Consider the following 20,026-nt stretch of genomic DNA (forward strand, 5'->3'; position numbering starts at 1 on the left):
AAGAAGGCCCACACACCGCGTGCGGGCCTTCGCGATCATGCCACTTCAGTGAGGCGGGCGGGTGACGCCCGTCCGATCCTTACTTCGCGGCCATCAACGCCTTCGCCATGTCGAGCATGCGGTTGGAGAAACCCCACTCGTTGTCGTACCAGGAAAGCACCTTTACCAGCGTGCCGCCCATGACGCGGGTCTGGGTCGAGTCGTAGATCGACGAATGCGGGTTGTGGTTGAAGTCGATCGACACCAGCGGCTTGGTGTTCACCGCCAGGATGCCCTTCAGCTTGCCGTTGGCGGCTTCGTTGATGGCGGCGTCGATTTCTTCCTTCGTGGTTTCGCGCGAGGCGGTGAAGGTGAGGTCGACCACCGAGACGTTGATCGTGGGCACGCGCATGGCGAAGCCGTCGAGCTTGCCGTTGAGTTCCGGCAGTACCAGGCCCACCGCGGCGGCTGCACCGGTCTTGGTCGGGATCTGGCTGTGCGTGGCGCTACGGGCGCGGCGCAGGTCCGAATGGTAGACGTCGGTCAGCACCTGGTCGTTGGTGTAGGCGTGGATGGTGGTCATCAGGCCGTGCACGATGCCGATCTTCTCGTGCAGCACCTTGGCCAGCGGGGCCAGGCAGTTGGTGGTGCACGAGGCGTTGGAGATGACTTCGAGCTTGGAGGTGAGCTTGTCGTCGTTCACGCCCATCACGAAGGTGCCGTCCACGTCCTTGTCGCCCGGGGCCGAGATGATCACCTTCTTGGCGCCGCCGGCGATGTGCGCGCTGGCCTTGGCCTTGGAGGTGAAGAAACCGGTGGACTCCAGCACCACGTCGACGCCGTGCTCGCCCCAGGGCAGCTTGGCGGGATCGCGCTCGGCGAACACCTTGATGCGGTCGCCGTTGACGATGAGGTCGCCGCCGTCCACCGACACCTCGCCGGGGAACCGGCCGTGGGCGGTGTCGTACTGGGTCAGGTGGGCGTTGGTCTCGGCGTTGCCGAGGTCGTTGACGGCCACGATCTGGATGTCCTTGCCGTTCTGCTTGGCTTCGTAGAGCGCGCGCAAGACATTGCGACCGATGCGACCGTAACCGTTGATGGCGACCTTGATGGTCATGAGCTGCCTCCGGATGGGGAATGACACGACTGAAGATAAGGCCAGGGGCCTAAACCTCCATGGTAACGGAACGTCGCAGGGCCCGGCTTGCTGCATCGCCGCGATTTGTCATTCGTGCCTCAGCCGGGCTGTGGCACACTTGGCCGCTTGCCCGCCCGGAAACGTTTACCGTCCCATGAAACCTCGTCCCAAGCGCCGCGCCATCGCCACCCTGCTGGTCCTCGCCATCACCGCCGCCGCGGGCTCCGTGCAGGCCTGGGGCGACATCGGTCACCGCATCGTCGCCGACCTGGCCTGGCGTCAGCTCGATCCGGCCGCGAAGGCCGAGGTGCAGCGCCTTCTCACGGCCGACGGGGACGATTCCCTTGCCGATATCGCCAGCTGGCCCGACCACCTGCGCAACGACCCGGAGCACGAGGCCTTGGGCAAGGCCACCGGGCCGCTGCACTACATCAACTTCGCCACGAACTGCCGTTATGACGGCCCGGCCGACGCCTCGGCACGCAACGTCGTGGGCGGCCTGGAAAAGTACGTCGCCATCCTGGGCGATCGTCACCGGTCGAACGCCGAACGCGCCGAGGCGCTGAAATTCGTGGTGCACTTCGTCGGCGACGTGCACCAGCCGCTGCACGCGGGCAACCGTGACGACAAGGGCGGCAACGACTACCAGGTCCAGTTCGACGGCAAGGGCACCAACCTGCACCGCGTGTGGGATTCGCAGATGCTCTACACCGCTGACTTGAAGTGGAATGCCTACGCCGACAAGCTCGCCGCCGAAGGCCCCGTGAAGCTTCCCCGCGCCAAGGGCAACGCCTACGTCCAATGGGCGGAGGAATCCTGCTCGATCGTCGCCAGGCCCGGTTTCTACCCCAATGGACACAAGATCGACGACGCCTACGTCGCCAAGTACCTGCCCGTGGCGGAAACCCGCCTGCGCGAGGCGGGCAAGCGCCTGGCCGACCTGCTCAACAAGACGCTCGACTGATCGCACGTCTCCCCATGAATTCGCACCCTCAAGGTAAGCACCGATGACCGAAATCCAGGTACGCCGCACCAAGATCGTCGCCACCCTCGGCCCCGCCACCGACGTGCCGGGCATGCTCGAGAAAATCCTGGAGGAGGGCGTGGACATCGTGCGCCTCAACCTCTCGCACGGCACGCCCGACGACCACCGCGCCCGCGCCAACGCCGTGCGCGCCGCGGCCGACGCCGTGGGCCGTGAGGTCGGCATCCTGGCCGACCTGCAGGGTCCGAAGATCCGCATCGAGAAGTTCACCGATGGCCCCATCGACCTCATGCCGGGCGACAGCTTCACGCTCGACTGCCGTCCGGATGCCCCGGCCGGCGACCAGACCCGCGTGGGCGTGAGCTACTACGACCTGCCGCGCGACGTCGTGGCCGGCGACATCCTGCTCCTCGACGATGGCCTCGTGGCCCTGGCCGTGGTGGACGTGGTCGGCAGCGAGATCCACACCCGCGTCGCGATCGGCGGCCGCCTGTCCAACCGCAAGGGCCTGAACCGCCAGGGTGGCGGCCTCAGCGTGTCCGCGCTGTCCGACAAGGACCGCAACGACATCAAGCTCGCCGCCGAGATGGGCGCCGACTTCCTCGCCGTGTCCTTCGTGCGCTCGGCCCAGGACCTCCACGAGGCCCGCCGCCTGCTGCGCGAGGCCGGCGGCGACGCCGCCATCGTGTCGAAGATCGAGCGCGCCGACGCCATCCCCGTGCTGGGCGAGATCATCGACGCCTCCGACGTGGTGATGGTGGCCCGCGGCGACCTGGGCGTGGAAATCGGCGACGCCGAGCTGCCGGGCCTGCAAAAGAAGATCATCCGCGAGTCGGTGCTGCGTAACCGCTCGGTGATCACCGCCACGCAGATGCTGCAGTCGATGGTGCGTGCGCCGATCCCGACCCGTGCCGAAGTGCTCGACGTGGCCAACGCCGTCATCGACGGCACCGACGCGGTGATGCTCTCGGAAGAAAGCGCCGCCGGCGCCCACCCGGACAAGGCCGTGGCCGCCATGCGCCGCATCTGTCTCGGTGCCGAGCGCCAGTTCGAGCCGCGCGACGACCTGCGTCCGGGCACGCATTCACTCGACCGCTCCGACCAGGCCATCGCCCTCGCGGCGATGCTGCTGGCCTCGCAGGTGGGCGTGCGCGCCATCGTCTCGCTCACCGAGTCGGGCGCCACCGCGCAGTGGCTGTCGCGCTACCGCTTCGCCGTGCCCATCTACGCGATGTCGCCGTCCGACGTGGCCCGCCGCCGCATGCTGATGCTGCGCGACGTGCAGCCGGTGGCGTTCGAGACCGGCAAGCTCGACCCGGCCCACACCGCCCGCGCCGCGCTCCAGCACCTGTTCGCGCTGGGCAAGCTGGCCAAGGGCGACCGCGTGATCCTCACCCACGGCGACCACATCGGCAGCCATGGCGGCACCAACACGCTGAAGCTGCTGGTCATCGGCGACGACGGCATCGCGGACAGCCTGCGCGACCTGTAAGCTCCCGGTTCGCCGATACGATCGGCTCCCACCCCCGTCGGTAGCCCCCTTGCTACCGACGGGGGTGGGAGCCGATCGTATCGGCGAAACCCAGGTGCGACACCGCACGAAGGCACGAATTCACACGCACCGCATGCGGCCACGGCGTTAAACTGCACGTCCAGGTAAAACCACCGAGGGCGTCATGAACCGCAATCCTCTCCGTACCGGCGCCATCGCCGCTGCCATCACTCTTTTCCTCGTCGCCGGTGCCGCCGAGGCACAGAACCTCCGCCGCGTCGCCCCGGAGAACCTGACCGGGTACTGGTTCCTGACCAACAAAACGGTCAGCCCCGACATCCCCAATACCGGCCACAATCTCAACCAGCCGACATGTGTCGCGGTGTCCTACATGATCGGGTCCGATGGGCGCACCCATAACGCGAAAATCGAAAAAGTGGTGCCCGCGGGCGACCTCGGCCAGGTCGGCGTGAGCATCGTCAACCAGCTCGTCTACGTGAAGGGCGCTCAAAACGGCACGGCCGTTCCGGTGCAGACCTATTACGTGACCGGCTTCAACCTGCCGGAAGATCCCGCACGAAAAGCCGAGATCCTGAAGGAATGCGTCTTGTCGAATTACCAGACCACTTGATCGCGCCGCACAACGGCTTTCGCTCCAAGCTCCCCTATACTTCGCTTTTTTCGTCATCGCCCCGCTCCCGTCGGGGGCATACCACTACTTCCACGGAGTTCGCATGAGCATCGAAAACCTCGAACAGATCGCGCAGGCGATGGTCGCCCCGGGCAAGGGCATCATCGCCGTCGACGAGTCGGCCTCGACCATCAAGAAGCGCATCGAGGCCGTCGGCCTGGAGAACACCGAGGAAAACCGCCGCAAGTACCGCCAGCTGCTGCTGACGGCTCCTGGCCTGGGCGAGTACATCTCCGGCGCCATCCTGTTCGACGAAACCATCCGTCAGAAGACCGACGACGGTCGCACGATGGTCGATGCCATGAAGGCGGCCGGCATCATCCCGGGCATCAAGGTCGACAAGGGCACGCACCCGCTGGCCGGCTTCCCGAACGAAGTGGTCACCGAAGGCCTCGATGGCCTGCGCGAGCGCCTCCAGGAGTACGCCAAGCTCGGTGCGCAGTTCGCCAAGTGGCGCGCCGTCATCAAGATCACCGACGACACGCCGACCTCGGCCGCCGTCGAGGCCAACACGCACGCCCTGGCCCGTTACGCCGCGCTCTGCCAGGAGGCCGGCCTGGTTCCGATGGTGGAACCCGAAATCCTGATGGACGACAAGGACAGCGTGCACGATATCGACACCAGCTTCGCCGTGCACAAAGAGGTGTTGCAGAGCCTGTTCGCCCAGCTCGAACTCAACAACGTCGAGCTCAAGGCGCTGATCCTGAAGGTCAGCATGGTCATCCCCGGCAAGTACGCACCGAAGGAAGACCAGGTGGATGCCGAGGACGTGGCCAACGCCACCGTCAGCGTCTTCCAGTACGCCGTGCCGGCCGCCGTGGCGGGCATCGTGTTCCTCTCGGGCGGCCAGGAAGATCAGCAGGCGACCGAAAACCTCAACGAGATCAACAAGCTCGGCCCGCACCCCTGGCCTATCAGCTTCTCGTACGGCCGCGCGCTGGTCTCCAAGGCCCTCGAAACCTGGGCGAAGGACCAGAGCGCCAACTACGACGCCGCGCAGAAGACGGTGGTCGAGCGGGCGAAGGAGAACAGCCTCGCCGCGCAGGGTAACTGGAAGAAAAAGTAAGCGACCGGCGGTTTTCGCCGTCTAGAGCGAAAAAGGCGCCGCTTCGTCGGCGCCTTTTTCTTGTGACGAAGTCGGCCTTTTCGCGGGGCCGTCGTTGCGGTCGTTCATGACAAGGGCTCCAATCGCGCGAACGGGCGTCGATCGGCGCCTCACGGGCTTGGGACGGTCGAATGAAACAACGTGGTTGGGTCGCCCTGGCGGCCTCGTTGGCCTGCGTGGCGGCCGGTTCGGCCGTGTGGCGAGACCGCGATCGGGTCCAGGCGCCGGCGGTAGCCGCCGATGCCGGGTCCGGTCCTTCCGTGGCCGGGCCAGACGCGCCGGACGGCGCGCGCATCTCCGTCGACAAGGCCGTGCACGGCCGGGGCGCCACGTCGAGCGCAGGCGATGCCGCGCTGCCCTTGCTGGCCCTGACGGGCTCCGAGCCGCCGCGTCGCGAGGGCGTATTCACCTGGTATCCCGTTCGCATCGATGAAAAACGGGCCCGGGCCGCGATGACGAGCGGAGGTCGCCTGTCGATCCCGACGCCGGGCGGTTCACGCATGAGCCTGGCCTTCGAGCACGCGGTGGACCACGGTGACGGCAACTGGAGCTGGGTCGGCAAACCCGATGGCGTGGACGACACGCAGCGCGCCGTAATCACGTTCGGCCCCGACGCCACGGTGGCCACCTTGCCCGACAGCGAAGGACGCCGGCTGACGTTGACGACACAGGGCGGCCAGACCTTCCTGGTATCCGCGCCGCTGTCGAGCCTGCACGTGGGCGTGAATCCGCTCGGCGACGGCATCCGGCCGGTGCAGCCCGTCGGCACCGTCGGTGCGCTCGACGCGGCCGACCAGCCGCTGGCGAATGCCGTCGACACGGCGAAAGCCGGTGCCGGTGGCGCCACGACGGTGGACGTGCTTGCCGTTTACTCCAGTGGCTTCCGCAAGGCCAAGGGCAGCGCATCGGCCGCGGTGACGGCGCTGACCAACCGTTTCGACGTGGCGAACCAGGTGCTGCGCAATTCGCAGGTGAATGCCTCGTTCCGCATGGTGCGCGCCCAGGAAGCGCAGGCGCCCGACGATACCGACAATACGCAGATGCTCGAATCGATCCGCACCGGCACGCCCTGGATCCAGACGATGCGCGACCAGTCGGGTGCCGACCTGGTGACCTTCGTGCGTGAATACGACGCCGCCAACAACGGCTGCGGCGTGGCCTACATCCCCCCGGGAGACTATGCGAACGACGCCGGCCTGATGTATTCGGTGGTGAGCGACGGCAGCCTCCCCACGGGCTATTACTGCGAAGCCACCACGCTGGCGCATGAACTGGCGCACAACCTCGGCGCGCAGCACAACCACGAACAGGACGCCACGGGCGGCCTGTTCCCGTACTCGTACGGTTATCGCAACTTCGCCGCACAGTTCTACGACGTGATGGCCTACGGTCCCGACGCTAACGAGCGTATCTGGACGTATTCCAATCCGTCCGTGACCCTCTGCAAGGGCTTGCCCTGCGGCGTGGTCGACTACGCCGACGTAGCGCGCACGCTGCGTTACACGATGCCCATCGCGGCCGGGTTTCGCGCCACGAAGGTGCCGGCGAAGCCCTGACGGGGTAATGCGTGGACGATCCTGTCGCCATGACGCCACGCGTGGCGCATGATCGGGCCCACCCAGGGGTTCAGGAGCCGCCGATGCCTTACCTTCACCGCGAGCGTCATGCCACCGGACGCATGGGCTGGCTGCGGGCCGCCGTTCTCGGCGCCAACGACGGCATCGTGTCGACGGCCAGCCTGGTGATGGGCGTAGCGGCGGCCCATGCCACGCCATCGGCGATCCTGACCGCGGGCACGGCCGGGCTGATGGCCGGCGCCATGTCGATGGCGGCAGGCGAATACGTATCGGTCCAGTCGCAGGCCGATAGCGAGAACGCCGATCTGGCGCGTGAAAAGGAAGAACTCGCGAACGACGTGGAAGGCGAGCACAAGGAACTGGCCGCCATCTACGTCGGGCGTGGGCTCGACCCGTCACTGGCTCGCCAGGTGGCCGAGCAATTGATGGCACACGACGCACTGGATGCGCACACCCGCGACGAGCTGGGCATCACCGCCACGCTGAGGGCACGTCCCCTCCAGGCGGCGGCCGCGTCCGCGATCAGCTTCGCCGCCGGTGCCGCTTGTCCGCTGCTCGTCGTCGCGTGGGCGCCCGCATCCGGCCTGCTGGGATGGGTTTTCCTCACCGCACTGGTGTTTCTCGCCGTGCTCGGCGGCATCGCGGCTCGCACCGGGGGCGCGAGCGTTCGCGTGGGCGCGTTGCGAATCACCGTATGGGGCGCGCTCGCCATGGCGATCACCACGTTGGTAGGAACGCTTTTCGGCGGGGCCGCCTAGCGGGTTCGAAAAAAAGAAACCCCCGGGACGACGCCCCGGGGGTTTCGGCGACCAACGGCCGGCTTCGCCGCCGGCCTTTTTCATGTATCAGAAGCGATATTCCGCGCTGATCGAGGCCATGTTTGTCGACAGGTCGACACCGTGCTTGTCGGCATCGTAATGGTCGTAGTTGATGCCCAGGCTCCAGTTGTTGCTGAAGTCGTAACCCACGCCCGCACCGGCATACCAGCTGGTCTTGTCGATGCTGTGGCGATCGAGGTCGTCGTTGCTCAGGCCATGGCCCTGCCAACCGTAGATGCCACCGCGGGCGCTCACGTACCACTGCGGGGTGATGTTGAAGTGACCGTTCACGCCGGCCGTCCAGCCATGCAGCTCGGACTTGCGGCGGTCGACCACGCGGTTGCCGTTGAACAGGCTCTTGGCGTTGATGTTGCCGAGGTCGTTGTAGCCCACTTCGACGCCGAGCGCGGCCCACGGCGACACCGTCCAGCGATAACCGCCATTCAGTGCGTAACCCGTGTCGTGACCATCGTAGCGGCCCTTGTCGACGGAGGTGCGGCCGACGTTGCCGTTGACGAACCAGCCACCGGCGCCATTGGCGTCCTGTGCGAAGGCGGGTGCGGCGACGGCGCCGGCGGCCACGAGGGCAAGGGCGATGAGGGTCTTCTTCATGGTGGAACTCTCCTGCTTTATTTTTTTGAGCGGCGGCGACCTAGGGGGATGTCGTCTACGCTGCCTGCGCACGGCGGGGTGTCGTGCGTCGGACCTTAGATGTGGCGCTCTGGCAGGAATTCAATACCGCTTAGTTCAATATTAAGAAACGATTAAGCCGCGACGGTTGCCCGCCGCGGCTCAATGCGTTGCGCCACAAGGCTTCGGTGTTTAGAAGCGGTATTCGCCGGCCAGCGACACGATGCCGGTGGAGCGCTTGAGGCCCGTGCTGACCTCGCCGGTGGTGTTGTCGCGCACCTTGCCGGCATTGGCGTGGAAGTAGTCGTAGCTCACGCCTACGCCGAAGTGCTCGTTGATGTCCCAACCGGTACCAAGGCCGGCATACCAGCTGCCGCGACCGTCGCGGCCGCCGTTGGAGAAGCCGAGGTCCTGGCTCAGGCTGTTGTTGTAGTTGTTGTTGTTGTCGTTCGACCAGAAGAGGCCGCCGTGCATGCTGATGTACCACTGCGGCACGAGGTTGATCTTGCCGTTCACGCCGACCATCCAGCCACGCAGGGCGTTCTTGGTGGCCTTCTGGTTGACGTCCTGATCTTCTTCGAAGACGTTCTTCACGCGATAGTTGCCCAGATCCGCATAGCCGGCCTCGAGGCCCAGGCCGAGATCGGGGCCGACCTTCCAGCGGTAGCCGCCGAGAACGCCGTAGCCCGTGCGACGGCCCTTGTTACCGTGCAGGGGATTGAAACCGCTGGTGTCGCTGCCGAAGCCGCCGGTGTCGCTGCCGTTGGTGCGACCCACGTTGGCGCCGATGAACCAGTTGCCGCTACCGACCGACTGGCTGGGCTGGTAGTTGCCCGAAACGGCCGAGTTGTCCTGGGCGAAGGCCGGGACGGCCGCGAACGAAACGCAAGAAACCGCAAGGGCAAGAGCTGCCTTCTTCATGGGAATATTCCTCTTTTTTTCGGGGCGGCCATCGCTACTTGGGGTGGGGGAGTGCGATGACCGGGGTCGATTAGAGCGCCTCGAACCTGAAGAAATTCAGAAATGCGGATGAAAAGATTAAGCCGAGGTTAACTTCCCCGGCTCCAGGCGGCCTCACGACAAGCTGCCATCCGATGCGCGACAATGACGGTTTTCCACATGCCCCTAATTGGAGAACGCCGATGACGACACGCCGCGAACGCGCCAATGCGATCCGCGCCCTGGCCATGGATGGTGTGCAAGCCGCCAATTCCGGTCATCCCGGCATGCCCATGGGCATGGCCGACATCGCCGAAGTGCTGTGGGGCGACTTCCTGCACCACAATCCGTCCAACCCGCATTGGCTCAACCGCGATCGCTTCGTGCTTTCGAACGGCCATGGCTCGATGCTGCAATACGCATTGCTGCACCTGACCGGCTACGACCTGCCGATCAGCGAGCTTAAGAACTTTCGTCAGCTGAATTCCCGCACGCCGGGCCACCCCGAGTGGCACATGACCCCGGGCGTGGAGACCACCACCGGTCCGCTCGGCCAGGGCCTGGCCAATTCCGTAGGCTTCGCCCTCGCCGAAAAGCTGCTCGCCGAGCAGTTCAACCGTCCGGGCCACGACATCGTCGACCATCACACCTACGTGTTCGTCGGCGACGGCTGCCTCATGGAAGGCATCTCGCACGAGGTGGCCTCGCTCGCCGGCACGCTGAAGCTCGGCAAGCTCGTGGCGGTGTACGACGACAACGGTATTTCCATCGACGGTGAAGTGTACGAGTGGTTCACCGACAACACCCAGCAGCGCTTCGAGGCCTACGGCTGGAACGTGGTGATGGGCGACGACGGCAAGCCGGTCGACGGCCACGACGCCGACGCCATCAAGAAGGCGCTCGCGAAGGCCACCGCGCAGAGCGAGAAGCCCTCGCTGGTGATCTGCAAGACCATCATCGGTTTCGGTTCGCCGAACAAGGAAGGCAAGGAGGCGTCGCATGGTGCCGCCCTCGGTGCCGACGAAGTCAAGCTCACGCGTGAGAAGCTGGGCTGGAATTACGGCCCGTTCGAGATTCCCGACGAGATCTATGCGTCCTGGGATGCGAAGAAGTCCGGCGGCGACGCGGAAAAGGCCTGGAACGAGAAGTTCGCTGCCTACGAAAAGGCCCATCCCGAACTGGCTGCCGAACTGAAGCGCCGCGTCGAAGGCGACCTGCCGAAGAACTGGCACGAGACGGCCATGGCCTTCGTCAACAAGATGCAGTCCGAAGGCCCGGCGGTCGCGTCGCGCAAGGCGTCGCAGATGTCGCTGGACGCGTTCGGTCCCGTGCTGCCGGAACTGCTCGGCGGCTCCGCCGACCTCGCTCCCTCGAACCTCACCATCTGGAAGGGCGCGAAGAGCGTCACCGGCACGGCCGGCAACTACGTGCACTACGGCGTGCGCGAGTTCGGCATGAGCGCCATCGCCAACGGCCTCGCGTTGCATGGCGGTTTCATCCCTTATGACGCCACCTTCCTCACCTTCTCCGACTACGCGCGTAACGCCGTGCGCATGGCGGCGCTGATCCCGGCACACGTGATTCACGTGTACACACACGATTCGATCGGTCTGGGCGAAGACGGTCCCACCCACCAGCCGGTGGAACACCTGGGCGCGCTGCGCCTGATCCCGAACAATCGCGTGTGGCGTCCGGCCGACGCGGTCGAATCGGCGGTGGCGTGGAAGGTCGCGATCGAGCGCAAGGTAGTCAAGCACGACAAGCACGCCACCGGCGGCCCGTCGTGCCTGGTCTTCTCGCGCCAGACGCTGAAGCACAACCCGCGCACGGCGGAACAAGTGGCGAACATCGAGAAGGGCGGCTACGTGCTGGTCGAGCCGGAGAACTTCTCCGAGAAGAACCTGGCGAAGTCGGCCATCATCATCGCCACCGGTTCCGAAGTGGGCATGGCGGTGGAAGCCGCGGCCAGCTTGAACGGCAACGGCTATTCGGTCCGCGTCGTCTCGATGCCGTGCACCGAGGAATTCGACGCCCAGCCGGTCGAATACCGCGAAGGCGTGCTGCCGTCGTGGTGCCGCGCCCGCGTGGCGGTGGAAGCGGCCAGCGTCGACTTCTGGGCCAAGTACGTCGGCCTCGACGGCAAGACCGTCGGCATGACCACCTACGGCGCGTCGGCTCCCATCGAGAAGCTCTACGAGCACTTCGGCATCACCACCACGGCGGTGATCGACGCGGTGAAGGGCGTGATCAAGTAAGCCGTTTGAAACGATGAACACAAGGGGCTCCCGCGAGGGAGCCCCTTGTGTTTGATGGTTACCCCATAGGTCGATTCGCCCGCCGTTCCGATGACTACCCCGCGTTCCCCACACGCCTACTTTCCCTACATCGACGGCCTTCGTGCCATCGCGGTGGCTTCGGTGGTGCTCTATCACCTGCACGCCGCCTGGTTGCCCGGCGGCTTCGCGGGCGTGGACGTGTTTTTCGTCATCTCCGGTTTCGTGGTGAGCGCGTCGGTGGGACTGCGGGAACGCACGTCGCTGCCGTCGTTCTGGACGTATTTCCTGGCCCGTCGGTTCCAGCGCATCGCGCCGGCGCTGCTGGCATGCCTGCTCACGACGACGCTGGCCGCGACACTGTTCATTCCCGAGGCCTGGCTGAGCGAACACAACCAGAAGACGGGGCGCTTCGCCTTCTTCGGTTTCAGCAACATCGTGCTGGCGCACAACGCGAACAGTTACTTCTCGCCCATCACGGAATTCAATCCCTACACGCACACGTGGTCGTTGGGCGTGGAGGAGCAGTTCTACCTCCTGTTCCCGGTGCTGTTCTGGGCGTGGAGCTTCGGCGGCCGTTGGCGCCCCATCACCTTGGTCGCATCCATCACGCTGGGCGTGGTGTCGCTGGTGCACGCCTGGTGGCTGGGCACGGCGGACAGCCAGGCGGCGTTCTACCTTCTCGCCTCGCGATTCTGGGAGCTCGCCACCGGCGTCGTGCTGTACCAGGCGATGGCTTGCGCCGGACGCAGGTTCGATACGGCCGACACCGCACCGGCCTCATCCGGGAAGGCGGCGGCTGGCATCGCCGGCCTTTGCCTGATGGCTTATGGCTTGTGGACCTCGCAACCGGAATCGTTTCCCGTGCCGGGCGCGCTATGGGCCGTGGCGGGAACGGCGCTCGCGCTCGGCGCGCTGCACGGCCAGCCCGCTTCGGTGTGGCCGGTGCGTCTGCTCAGTGCGCCGCCCATGCGCTTCATCGGCGCCATGTCGTATTCGCTCTATCTCTGGCATTGGCCGGTCTTCGTGTTGTTCCGATGGACAGTTGGGCTGGGCGCGTGGCCGGAACGGCTGGCGGCCGTGGCCATCACCGTCTTGCTGGCGTGGCTCTCGTGGCGATGGATCGAGCAGCCCGTCCGTCGATCGCCGCGTATCCGCCGAGCGCCCCGCATGGCGGTGGTCGCATGCGGCCTGTTGGCATTGGTGATCGGCGCCTCGCTGCATCGTTTCATCGACCACCGCCAGCCCCGCTGGTCGTTGAGCACCGTGGCGAAGCATGCGGACGACTGGTATCCGACCACGACACGGAAGAAGCACGTGGACGCCTGTGGCGTACCTCAGCCGGAGACGGTCGAGCTGTCGCAGGGCAAGCGCATCAGCTATGCCCGGGTGGCATGCGATCGACCGGTCGAGGGACCGGACGTCTTCGTGGTCGGCGACTCGCACGCGATGGCCTTCGGAACGCTGTTCGAAGGCTACGTGGCCCGCACGGGTGCGCACGTCACCCTCTACAACAATGCGGGCTGTGCCTTCCTCAGCCTGCAACCGAACCGGGACGATGCGTATTGCGAACAGAGTTCGCTCACGGCGGCCAACGACGTCCTCGCGCGAGTGAAGGCGGGCGACGTGGTATTCCTGCCCTCGTTGCGCATGCCTCGCCTGGTCGATCAATGGATTCGGTACCCGCGTGATGCCTTCGTCGCGCAGGCCCTGCATGCCGACACCGTCGCCATGCAGAGCGGCGAGGTCGACCGCGCCATCGAGGTCGTTTCGCGGTTCCACGAAAAAGGCGCCCGCGTCGTCATCGAAGCGCCCAACCTGCTTCTCAACGCGCCGGCTTATCGCTGCGCGGACGCATGGACCAAGACCAATCCCATGTGTGCCGAAGGCACGAGCGTGGATCGCGCCGAATTCGAGCGACTTCGCCGACCCATGCTCGATGCCGTGAACGCGGTGGCCAAGGCCGTGCCGGGAACCACCGTGTTCGATCCTTTCCCGACGCTATGTCCCGAAGGCCCGCGTTGCGACGGGTTCCGGGACGGCCGTCCGCTGTTCTTCGACGGCGACCATATCAGCGCGTACGGAAACAAGGTGCTGCTTCCTGCATTCGAATCGGCAATGAGAACGGTCGCGAGGTAGCTGCGCGGCAGGACGAGCCTTCAGCGGATGCGTGGAACCATGTCGAGATTTCGCGTGCCATCGTTGGAGATGTCGTCGAGATCAGCATCATGCCGAATCGATATGATGCCGGCACCCCCGGCGGCTGCGACGACGGCTCGCGATAACGAGCGTGTGGTCGAGGAATAAGCCTGTGGGGCCGCAAACTTCGCGCGGAACTTCGTGGAGGGTGCCGACTTGGTTTGCGCCGCATAGGGCGTGGGTGGCACCCAGGACATCGGCGGCGTGGCTCCAGCCGCAAAGGCGGGAGCCGAAAGGAGCGCAAGGGCAGCAGCTATCGTGGTGATACGGATCATGTTCGTTCCTTGATGGATGAATCGTCGAGTCGACGCTCATGAGCGCCGTGCTAAGCATGGGCTCCGCAGCGAACCCATGCTTCGCGCTGCCGGTGTCAGGCCAGCCCGACGAGCTCACGAGGCGTGCCGACCGTCTTCCACGCTCCCGCCCGTTCCAGCTCTTCGCGATCACCGAAGCCCCACAACACGCCCACGCCGCGCACATCATTGGCCACGGCGCCTTCGATGTCGAAGCGGCGGTCGCCGATCATCACCACGTCCTCTTTCGGATGCCCGAAGTCGGCCAACGCCGCGGCGATCATTTCCGCCTTTTCGCTATGGGCCGTTTCCGGACCGGGCGCATAGACGCGGTGGAAGGCCGCGCCGAAAGGCAGGTGGGGAATGATGCGCTCGGCGTGCGAACGCGTCTTGCTGGTGACGATCGCGAGGTGGTGGCCGGCGGCCTCCAGCGCCGCGATCGTTTCCGGGATGCCGTCGTAGACCGTATGTTCGGACCAGCCCACGTCGCGAAACCGTTCACCGTAGGCCGTGACGGCGGCCTCGATGAGGTCGTGCCGGTCGTGGCCGAGCACTTCGCCGAAGCTCACGCGCAGCGGCGGTCCGATCCAGCCACGTAGGATGGTGTCGTCCGGGATGTCGGCTCCGACGTGCGCCAGCGAGTGGCGCACGCCCGAGAGGATGCCGATTTCCGAGTCGATCAGCGTGCCGTCGAGGTCGAAAAGAAAAAGCATTACGTCGCGTCCGCCCGTGCCTTCAGGGCGGCCACGGCCGGGAGTTCCTTGCCCTCGAGGAATTCGAGGAAGGCGCCACCGCCGGTGGAGATGTAGGACACGCCGTCCTCGATGCCGTACTTGTCGACGGCAGCCAGGGTGTCGCCGCCGCCGGCGATGGAAAACGCCTTCGACGCCGCGATGGCGCGGGCGAGGGTTTCGGTGCCCTTGCCGAAGGCGTCGAACTCGAACACGCCGACCGGGCCGTTCCACACGACGGTGCCGGCCTTGGCGATCAGCTCGGCGTAGCGCGCGGCGGTATCCGGACCGATGTCGAGGATCATCTCGTCGTCACCGACCTGGTCGACGGCCTTGACCGTCGCCTTGGCGGTGGCGGCGAATTCGGTGGCGACCACGACGTCGGTCGGCACCGGCACCTCGGCGCCGCGCGACTTCGCGTCGGCCATGATCTTCTTCGCGGTGTCGATCAGGTCGGCTTCGACCAGCGACTTGCCGACCTTATGGCCTGCGGCGAGGATGAAGGTGTTGGCGATGCCGCCGCCGACGATGAGCTGGTCGACGCGGCCGACCAGGTTCTGCAGCAGGTCGAGCTTGGTGGATACCTTCGAGCCGGCGACGATCGCCAGCAACGGGTGGGCCGGGTTTTCCAGGGCCTTGCCCAGCGCGTCGAGCTCCTTGGCGAGCAGCGGACCCGCCGCGGCCACCGGTGCGAAGCGGATCACGCCGTGGGTGGAGGCCTGGGCACGGTGGGCGGTGCCGAAGGCATCCATGACGAAGACGTCGCAGAGCGCGGCGTATTTCTTCGACAGGGCCTCGTCATCCTTGCCCTCGCCGACGTTCATGCGGCAGTTTTCCAGCACCACCACCTCGCCGTCGGCGACGTCCACGCCGTCGAGGTAATCGCGCTCGAGGCGAACGGGCTTGCCGAGCTTGTCGCCCAGCCACTCGGCCACGGGCTTCAGCGACGAGGCTTCGTCGAATTCGCCTTCCTTCGGTCGGCCCAGATGGGAGATGACCATGACCTTCGCACCGGCGTCGCGGGCGGCGACGATGGTGGGCAGGGAAGCGTCGAGGCGCTGGGTGGAGGTGATGCGGCCGTTCTCGACCGGCACGTTCAGGTCTTCGCGGATCAGCACGCGCTTGCCGCGCAGGTCGAGGTCTTGCATGCGGATGACGGACACGTTGGCTCCGGGGCGTGGTGTGGGGTAGACCGCAATTGTCCTTGGGTGGGACGGCATGGCGCAAATCTCGGCGGTTTCGACCCCCGGATTCGCCGATGCAATCGGCTCCCACCCCTTCGGTAGCAACCGTCCTGCCGTAGGGGTGGGAGCCGATCGCATCGGCGAACCGCGCGGCAGCGCGGCAAGGCTTGCGAGGCCTGGATGGATAGAATCCACGGATCCACCACGGAGTCCCCATGCTCGCCCTCTACACCTACTGGCGCTCCAGCGCCGCCTATCGCATCCGCATCGCGTTGAACCTCAAGGGCCTGGCCTACGAGCCGCGCCTCGTGCACCTGGTGAACGACGGCGGCGAACACCTCAAACCGGCCTATCGCGAGATTTCCCCGCAAGCCCAGTTGCCCGCCCTGGTGGATGGCGACTTCGTGGTGCGCCAGTCGATGGGCATCCTCGAGTACCTGGAAGAGGCCTATCCCGATACGCCGTTGTTGCCGCCGGACACGAAGGGCAGGGCGCGCGTGCGCGAACTGGCGCTGGCCGTGGCCACCGACGTGCATCCGCTGGGCAACCTGCGCGTGCTCAAGGCGATCGAGGCGGATTTTGGGGCCGATGCGCAAGCCAAGGCGGCATGGAGCCGGAAGTGGATCCGGAATGGCTTCGACGGGCTGGAGGCGCTGCTGGCGCAGGGGCCGATGGGCCGCTTCAGCTATGGGGACACCCCCACCATCGCCGATTGCTGCCTCGTGCCGCAGTACTACAACGCGGTGCGCTGGGAGCTCGATCTTGGCCCGTATCCACTCATCCGGCGGGTGGTGGCGGCTTGCCAGGAACTGGAAGCCTTCAGGAAGGCCGCGCCCGACATGCAGCCCGACGCTCCCTGAAACCATTCGCCGATGCGATCGGCTCCCACCCCTTCGGTAGCGACGTTGCTACCGAAGGGGTGGGAGCCGATCGCATCGGCGAAAAGCCAACAAGGCGGTGAAGCGGGTCCGCTCAGACCCCGATCCCATACGGATCGCTCGACGCGAACTCGTTCCCCGACGAGCCTTCCGACAGGCGGATCTTGAGCGCCAGCCCATCGCGCGAATCGGCCTTGGACAGGCACTCCTCGAGGGTGATCTGGCCGTCCTTGTAGAGCCGGTAGAGCGACTGGTCGAAGGTCTGCATGCCTTCCTGGAGGCTACGGTCCATGGCGTCCTTCACCTCGTGGATCTGGCCGCGGCGGATCATGTCTCGAATGAGCGGGGTGTTGAGCAGCACCTCGGTGGCCGGCACGCGACGGCCGTCCTTGCCGATCACCAGGCGCTGGCTGATCACCGCGCGCAGGTTCAGGGCGAGATTCATCAGCACGTTCTTGTGGGCCGACTCGGGGAAGAAGTTGAGGATTCGCTCGAGCGTCTGGTCGGCGTTGTTTGAATGGAGCGTGGCCAGGCAGAGGTGACCGGTTTCCGAGAAGGCGATGGCCGCCTCCATGGTCTCGGTGTCGCGGATCTCGCCGATCATGATGACGTCCGGCGCCTCGCGCATCGCGTTCTTCAGCGCCTCGTGGTAACTGTGGGTATCCAGGCCCACCTCACGCTGGTTCACGATGGAGCGCTTGTGCCGGTGCAGGTATTCGATGGGGTCCTCGATGGTGAGGATGTGCCCCGAGGTGTTCTGGTTGCGGTGGTCGAGCATGGCGGCCAGGGTGGTCGACTTGCCCGAACCGGTGGCGCCCACCACCAGGATCAGCCCGCGCGGCTCCATGACCAGTTCGCGGAAGATGGCCGGCTGGCGCAATTCTTCCAGCGAGGGGATCTCGCTCTTGATGGCACGGATGACCATGCCGATCTCGCCGCGCTGCTTGAACACGTTGATGCGGAACCGCCCGGCCTCCTTCACGGCCAGGGCCATGTTCAGTTCCAGGTCGCGCTCGAACTGGGGGACCTGGCCTTCGTCCATCAGGGAGTAGGCGATCTTCTTGACCATGCCACTGGGCAGGCCGGTGTTGCCCAACGGGTAGAGCTTGCCTTCCACCTTGATGTTCACGGGGGCTCCGGTCGTCAGGAACATGTCCGACGCACCCTTGTCCACCATGAGCTTCAGGAAATAACCAATATCCACCTAAACCCCCCGGGGTTCGCATTACAATCGAGACAGGTCTCACCGACCATGTATATCGACAATATCTCGCAAATCTGTAAGAGGAACGAGTGATGGTGCACAACTTGCCGTCGAAAGCCCCGTACCGCCGGGGCCGCCGGCTCCTTGCCACGGCCGCGCTGGGCCTTGCGATCGCCACGCTGGCCGGTTGCGCCAGCACGCCACCCCCGAACGGCACCATGAACCAGGCCCTGTCCCAGTTGCAGGCCGCCAGGGACGCGGGAGCCGCCGATTATGCGCCTGTCGACCTCGACATGGCGCAAGGAAAATTCAGCCAGGCGCAAAAAGCCATGGCCAGTCGCAAGTATGACGAGGCCGCGCTCCTGGCCGACGAATCGGCCGCCGACAGCGAACTGGCCCGGGCCAAGGCCCGCCTGGGTGCCGCCCGCGCCCAGAACCAGGCCAAGAGCAAGGAAAACTCGCGCATGCGCGTCGAGATGATCGACAACCACGCCAACGACACCGTGCCGATTCCCAACAACGTGCAGGAATCGGAAACCGTGCTGCCCGAGGCGCCCGCCGACAGCGGCAACATGCCTCCGCCCCCGCCGGGCGGCGAAACCCAGCCCCTGAACGACAACCAGGGAGGCCAGCAGTGATGAAGCGCCATACCCTCCTTCTCTCGTGCGCCATGGCGCTGGCCTGCGCGGTCGGCACGGCGGCGGCCGCCACCGACGACCTCGACTTGCGCCGCCTCAATTCCAGCCTCGAGCAACTGGCCAGCGATCCGATGCTGGGCAATTACGCCCAGGCCGAACAGGCCCGGGCCCGCGAGGCGATCAACCAGATGGCCCAGTTCCGTCCGAAGGACAAGGAGCACGCCCATTACCTGTACATCGCCGAGCGCCGCATCGACATCGCCAAGGCGGCCGCCCAGCTACAGGACGCCCAGGCGAAGGGTCAGCAGCTCGATCGCGAGCACGACGCCATCCTGCTCGAGGCCAGCCGCCTGGATACCGAGATGGCGCGTCGCCAGCTCGAGCAGCAGCGGATGCAGAACCAGATGATCCAGGAAGAGGCCGCCCGCCTGCAGCAGCAGGGCGTGGAGTATTCCCAGGCGCTGGAGCAGGCCAAGGCCGAGGGCGACAAAGCCAGGCAGGTCGCCGCCGCCCAGGCCCGCGTGGCCAATGCGGCCAAGAAGCAGGCCGCCCTGGCGGAAGCCGCGGCGCGTGCCATGCGCGACCTCAACTCGTCCGATGGCGGAGCCCCCGCCAACACGCCGGCCACCTCGGCACCGAAAAAGTCCAAGAAATCCGGCGGTAACTGATCGCTCCACACCGCGGCCCGCTCCGTGCGAACGGGGCGGGCCGCTTTATTGAGTGGACCGTAAATAATTGTTACGAAAGAAATTAATACGCCAGGGATTGAGAATATTCGCTCTTGCGGCCCGTTCTTGAGCGGAGTAGCTTGGACCTCCCGTCACGAAAAAAGCACGAGACGGGGTCTCTCGGAGCATGCGTGATTCTCATCCAGGCACACCGCATCGCGATCCATCCCACTTCCGGTGCGAAGCCGTATCCGCATGGCTCCCCTCACGACCGGCCCGACCGGGCCGGCCCCCACGCGAGGAGCATGGCTATGTTCGAAAACCAGCAGCGCGACGACGTCCAGAATTTCATCGGCACCGACAAGGACACCCGTCGCCTCTACTACCGCCACCAGGAACTCAACGACAAGCTCGACGAAGCCGGACGCGGATGTCTTCCGCTCGGCGACGAGGAACTGGCCCGGTTGAAGAACGAGAAGCTGCAGGCCAAGAAGCAACTCCAACGAATGTGGGATCAATGGCAGGCGTCGCGGCATCACTGACGCCACCGGCACCGACGAAAGGGCGCGGAAACGCGCCCTTTTTCGTGGCCGTTCACCAGCGA

19 protein-coding genes are annotated in these 20,026 nt (G+C 65.7%); 12 read left to right on the forward strand and 7 right to left on the reverse strand.

Features of this window, described 5'->3' with window-relative positions:
- Positions 1-79: 79 nt before the first annotated feature.
- A complete protein-coding gene (gene gap / locus JNG39_RS19775) occupies positions 80-1,096 on the reverse strand; it encodes a type I glyceraldehyde-3-phosphate dehydrogenase (RefSeq protein ID WP_144914878.1) in 1,017 nt (338 codons plus the stop codon).
- Positions 1,097-1,271: 175 nt separating this feature from the next.
- Here gap and JNG39_RS19780 point away from each other — a divergent pair, with 175 nt between their 5' ends.
- The 6 genes from JNG39_RS19780 to JNG39_RS19805 all read left to right on the forward strand — a co-directional run bounded on the left by JNG39_RS19780 (position 1,272) and on the right by JNG39_RS19805 (position 7,725).
- Positions 1,272-2,081: a S1/P1 nuclease gene (locus JNG39_RS19780; RefSeq protein WP_368313679.1), complete on the forward strand. Its 810-nt coding sequence runs from the start codon at positions 1,272-1,274 to the stop codon at positions 2,079-2,081.
- Positions 2,082-2,124: 43 nt separating this feature from the next.
- Positions 2,125-3,594 carry a pyruvate kinase gene (pyk, locus tag JNG39_RS19785; protein ID WP_368313680.1) on the forward strand — a complete coding sequence of 490 codons (1,470 nt, stop codon included), beginning with the start codon at positions 2,125-2,127 and terminating at the stop codon, positions 3,592-3,594.
- Positions 3,595-3,778: 184 nt separating this feature from the next.
- Complete coding sequence (locus JNG39_RS19790; protein ID WP_368313681.1) at positions 3,779-4,225, forward strand: energy transducer TonB; 447 nt, start codon at positions 3,779-3,781, stop codon at positions 4,223-4,225.
- 103 nt (positions 4,226-4,328) lie between these two features.
- Positions 4,329-5,351, forward strand: coding sequence for a class I fructose-bisphosphate aldolase (locus JNG39_RS19795; protein ID WP_247373231.1), 1,023 nt, complete (start codon positions 4,329-4,331; stop codon positions 5,349-5,351).
- Positions 5,352-5,521: 170 nt separating this feature from the next.
- Positions 5,522-6,946, forward strand: coding sequence for a reprolysin-like metallopeptidase (locus JNG39_RS19800; RefSeq protein WP_368313682.1), 1,425 nt, complete (start codon positions 5,522-5,524; stop codon positions 6,944-6,946).
- A gap of 83 nt (positions 6,947-7,029) precedes the next feature.
- Entirely contained in the window at positions 7,030-7,725 is a 696-nt protein-coding gene (locus tag JNG39_RS19805; protein WP_368313683.1) for a VIT family protein, read from the forward strand.
- An 87-nt stretch (positions 7,726-7,812) separates the two neighbouring features.
- Here the strand turns inward: JNG39_RS19805 and JNG39_RS19810 are convergent, their stop codons facing one another.
- Both JNG39_RS19810 and JNG39_RS19815 read right to left on the reverse strand, forming a co-directional pair.
- A complete protein-coding gene (locus tag JNG39_RS19810) occupies positions 7,813-8,397 on the reverse strand; it encodes a porin family protein (RefSeq protein ID WP_144914861.1) in 585 nt (194 codons plus the stop codon).
- Between the two features lie 210 nt (positions 8,398-8,607).
- The gene (locus tag JNG39_RS19815) at positions 8,608-9,336 is read right to left on the reverse strand and encodes an outer membrane beta-barrel protein (RefSeq protein WP_368313684.1); all 729 of its coding nucleotides are present in this window, start codon (positions 9,334-9,336) and stop codon (positions 8,608-8,610) included.
- A 221-nt stretch (positions 9,337-9,557) separates the two neighbouring features.
- Between JNG39_RS19815 and tkt the strand changes: the two genes are divergently transcribed.
- Positions 9,558-11,609, forward strand: coding sequence for a transketolase (gene tkt / locus JNG39_RS19820; RefSeq protein ID WP_368313685.1), 2,052 nt, complete (start codon positions 9,558-9,560; stop codon positions 11,607-11,609).
- A gap of 90 nt (positions 11,610-11,699) precedes the next feature.
- Positions 11,700-13,766, forward strand: a complete 2,067-nt coding sequence (locus JNG39_RS19825) for an acyltransferase family protein (protein ID WP_368313686.1) — start codon at positions 11,700-11,702, stop codon at positions 13,764-13,766.
- A gap of 20 nt (positions 13,767-13,786) precedes the next feature.
- Here the strand turns inward: JNG39_RS19825 and JNG39_RS19830 are convergent, their stop codons facing one another.
- The 3 genes from JNG39_RS19830 to JNG39_RS19840 all read right to left on the reverse strand — a co-directional run bounded on the left by JNG39_RS19830 (position 13,787) and on the right by JNG39_RS19840 (position 16,013).
- On the reverse strand, positions 13,787-14,101 hold the full coding sequence (locus JNG39_RS19830) for a hypothetical protein (protein WP_368313687.1): 315 nt from the start codon (positions 14,099-14,101) through the stop codon (positions 13,787-13,789).
- 95 nt (positions 14,102-14,196) lie between these two features.
- The gene (locus tag JNG39_RS19835) at positions 14,197-14,832 is read right to left on the reverse strand and encodes an HAD hydrolase-like protein (RefSeq protein ID WP_368313688.1); all 636 of its coding nucleotides are present in this window, start codon (positions 14,830-14,832) and stop codon (positions 14,197-14,199) included.
- Complete coding sequence (locus JNG39_RS19840) at positions 14,832-16,013, reverse strand: phosphoglycerate kinase (protein ID WP_368313689.1); 1,182 nt, start codon at positions 16,011-16,013, stop codon at positions 14,832-14,834. The genes JNG39_RS19835 and JNG39_RS19840 overlap by 1 nt, the downstream gene beginning before the upstream one ends.
- A gap of 236 nt (positions 16,014-16,249) precedes the next feature.
- Here JNG39_RS19840 and maiA point away from each other — a divergent pair, with 236 nt between their 5' ends.
- Positions 16,250-16,894, forward strand: a complete 645-nt coding sequence (gene maiA / locus JNG39_RS19845) for a maleylacetoacetate isomerase (RefSeq protein WP_368313690.1) — start codon at positions 16,250-16,252, stop codon at positions 16,892-16,894.
- A gap of 112 nt (positions 16,895-17,006) precedes the next feature.
- Here the strand turns inward: maiA and JNG39_RS19850 are convergent, their stop codons facing one another.
- Complete coding sequence (locus tag JNG39_RS19850; protein ID WP_368313691.1) at positions 17,007-18,116, reverse strand: PilT/PilU family type 4a pilus ATPase; 1,110 nt, start codon at positions 18,114-18,116, stop codon at positions 17,007-17,009.
- A 92-nt stretch (positions 18,117-18,208) separates the two neighbouring features.
- Here JNG39_RS19850 and JNG39_RS19855 point away from each other — a divergent pair, with 92 nt between their 5' ends.
- The 3 genes from JNG39_RS19855 to JNG39_RS19865 all read left to right on the forward strand — a co-directional run bounded on the left by JNG39_RS19855 (position 18,209) and on the right by JNG39_RS19865 (position 19,964).
- On the forward strand, positions 18,209-18,754 hold the full coding sequence (locus JNG39_RS19855; protein ID WP_368313692.1) for a DUF4398 domain-containing protein: 546 nt from the start codon (positions 18,209-18,211) through the stop codon (positions 18,752-18,754).
- Complete coding sequence (locus tag JNG39_RS19860; protein ID WP_368313693.1) at positions 18,754-19,422, forward strand: DUF4398 domain-containing protein; 669 nt, start codon at positions 18,754-18,756, stop codon at positions 19,420-19,422. The genes JNG39_RS19855 and JNG39_RS19860 overlap by 1 nt, the downstream gene beginning before the upstream one ends.
- 305 nt (positions 19,423-19,727) lie before the next feature.
- A complete protein-coding gene (locus JNG39_RS19865; protein WP_345780013.1) occupies positions 19,728-19,964 on the forward strand; it encodes a YdcH family protein in 237 nt (78 codons plus the stop codon).
- The last annotated feature ends 62 nt before the right edge of the window (positions 19,965-20,026 follow it).

This window comes from Luteibacter sp. CQ10, from assembly GCF_040900725.1.
Classification (GTDB): domain Bacteria; phylum Pseudomonadota; class Gammaproteobacteria; order Xanthomonadales; family Rhodanobacteraceae; genus Luteibacter.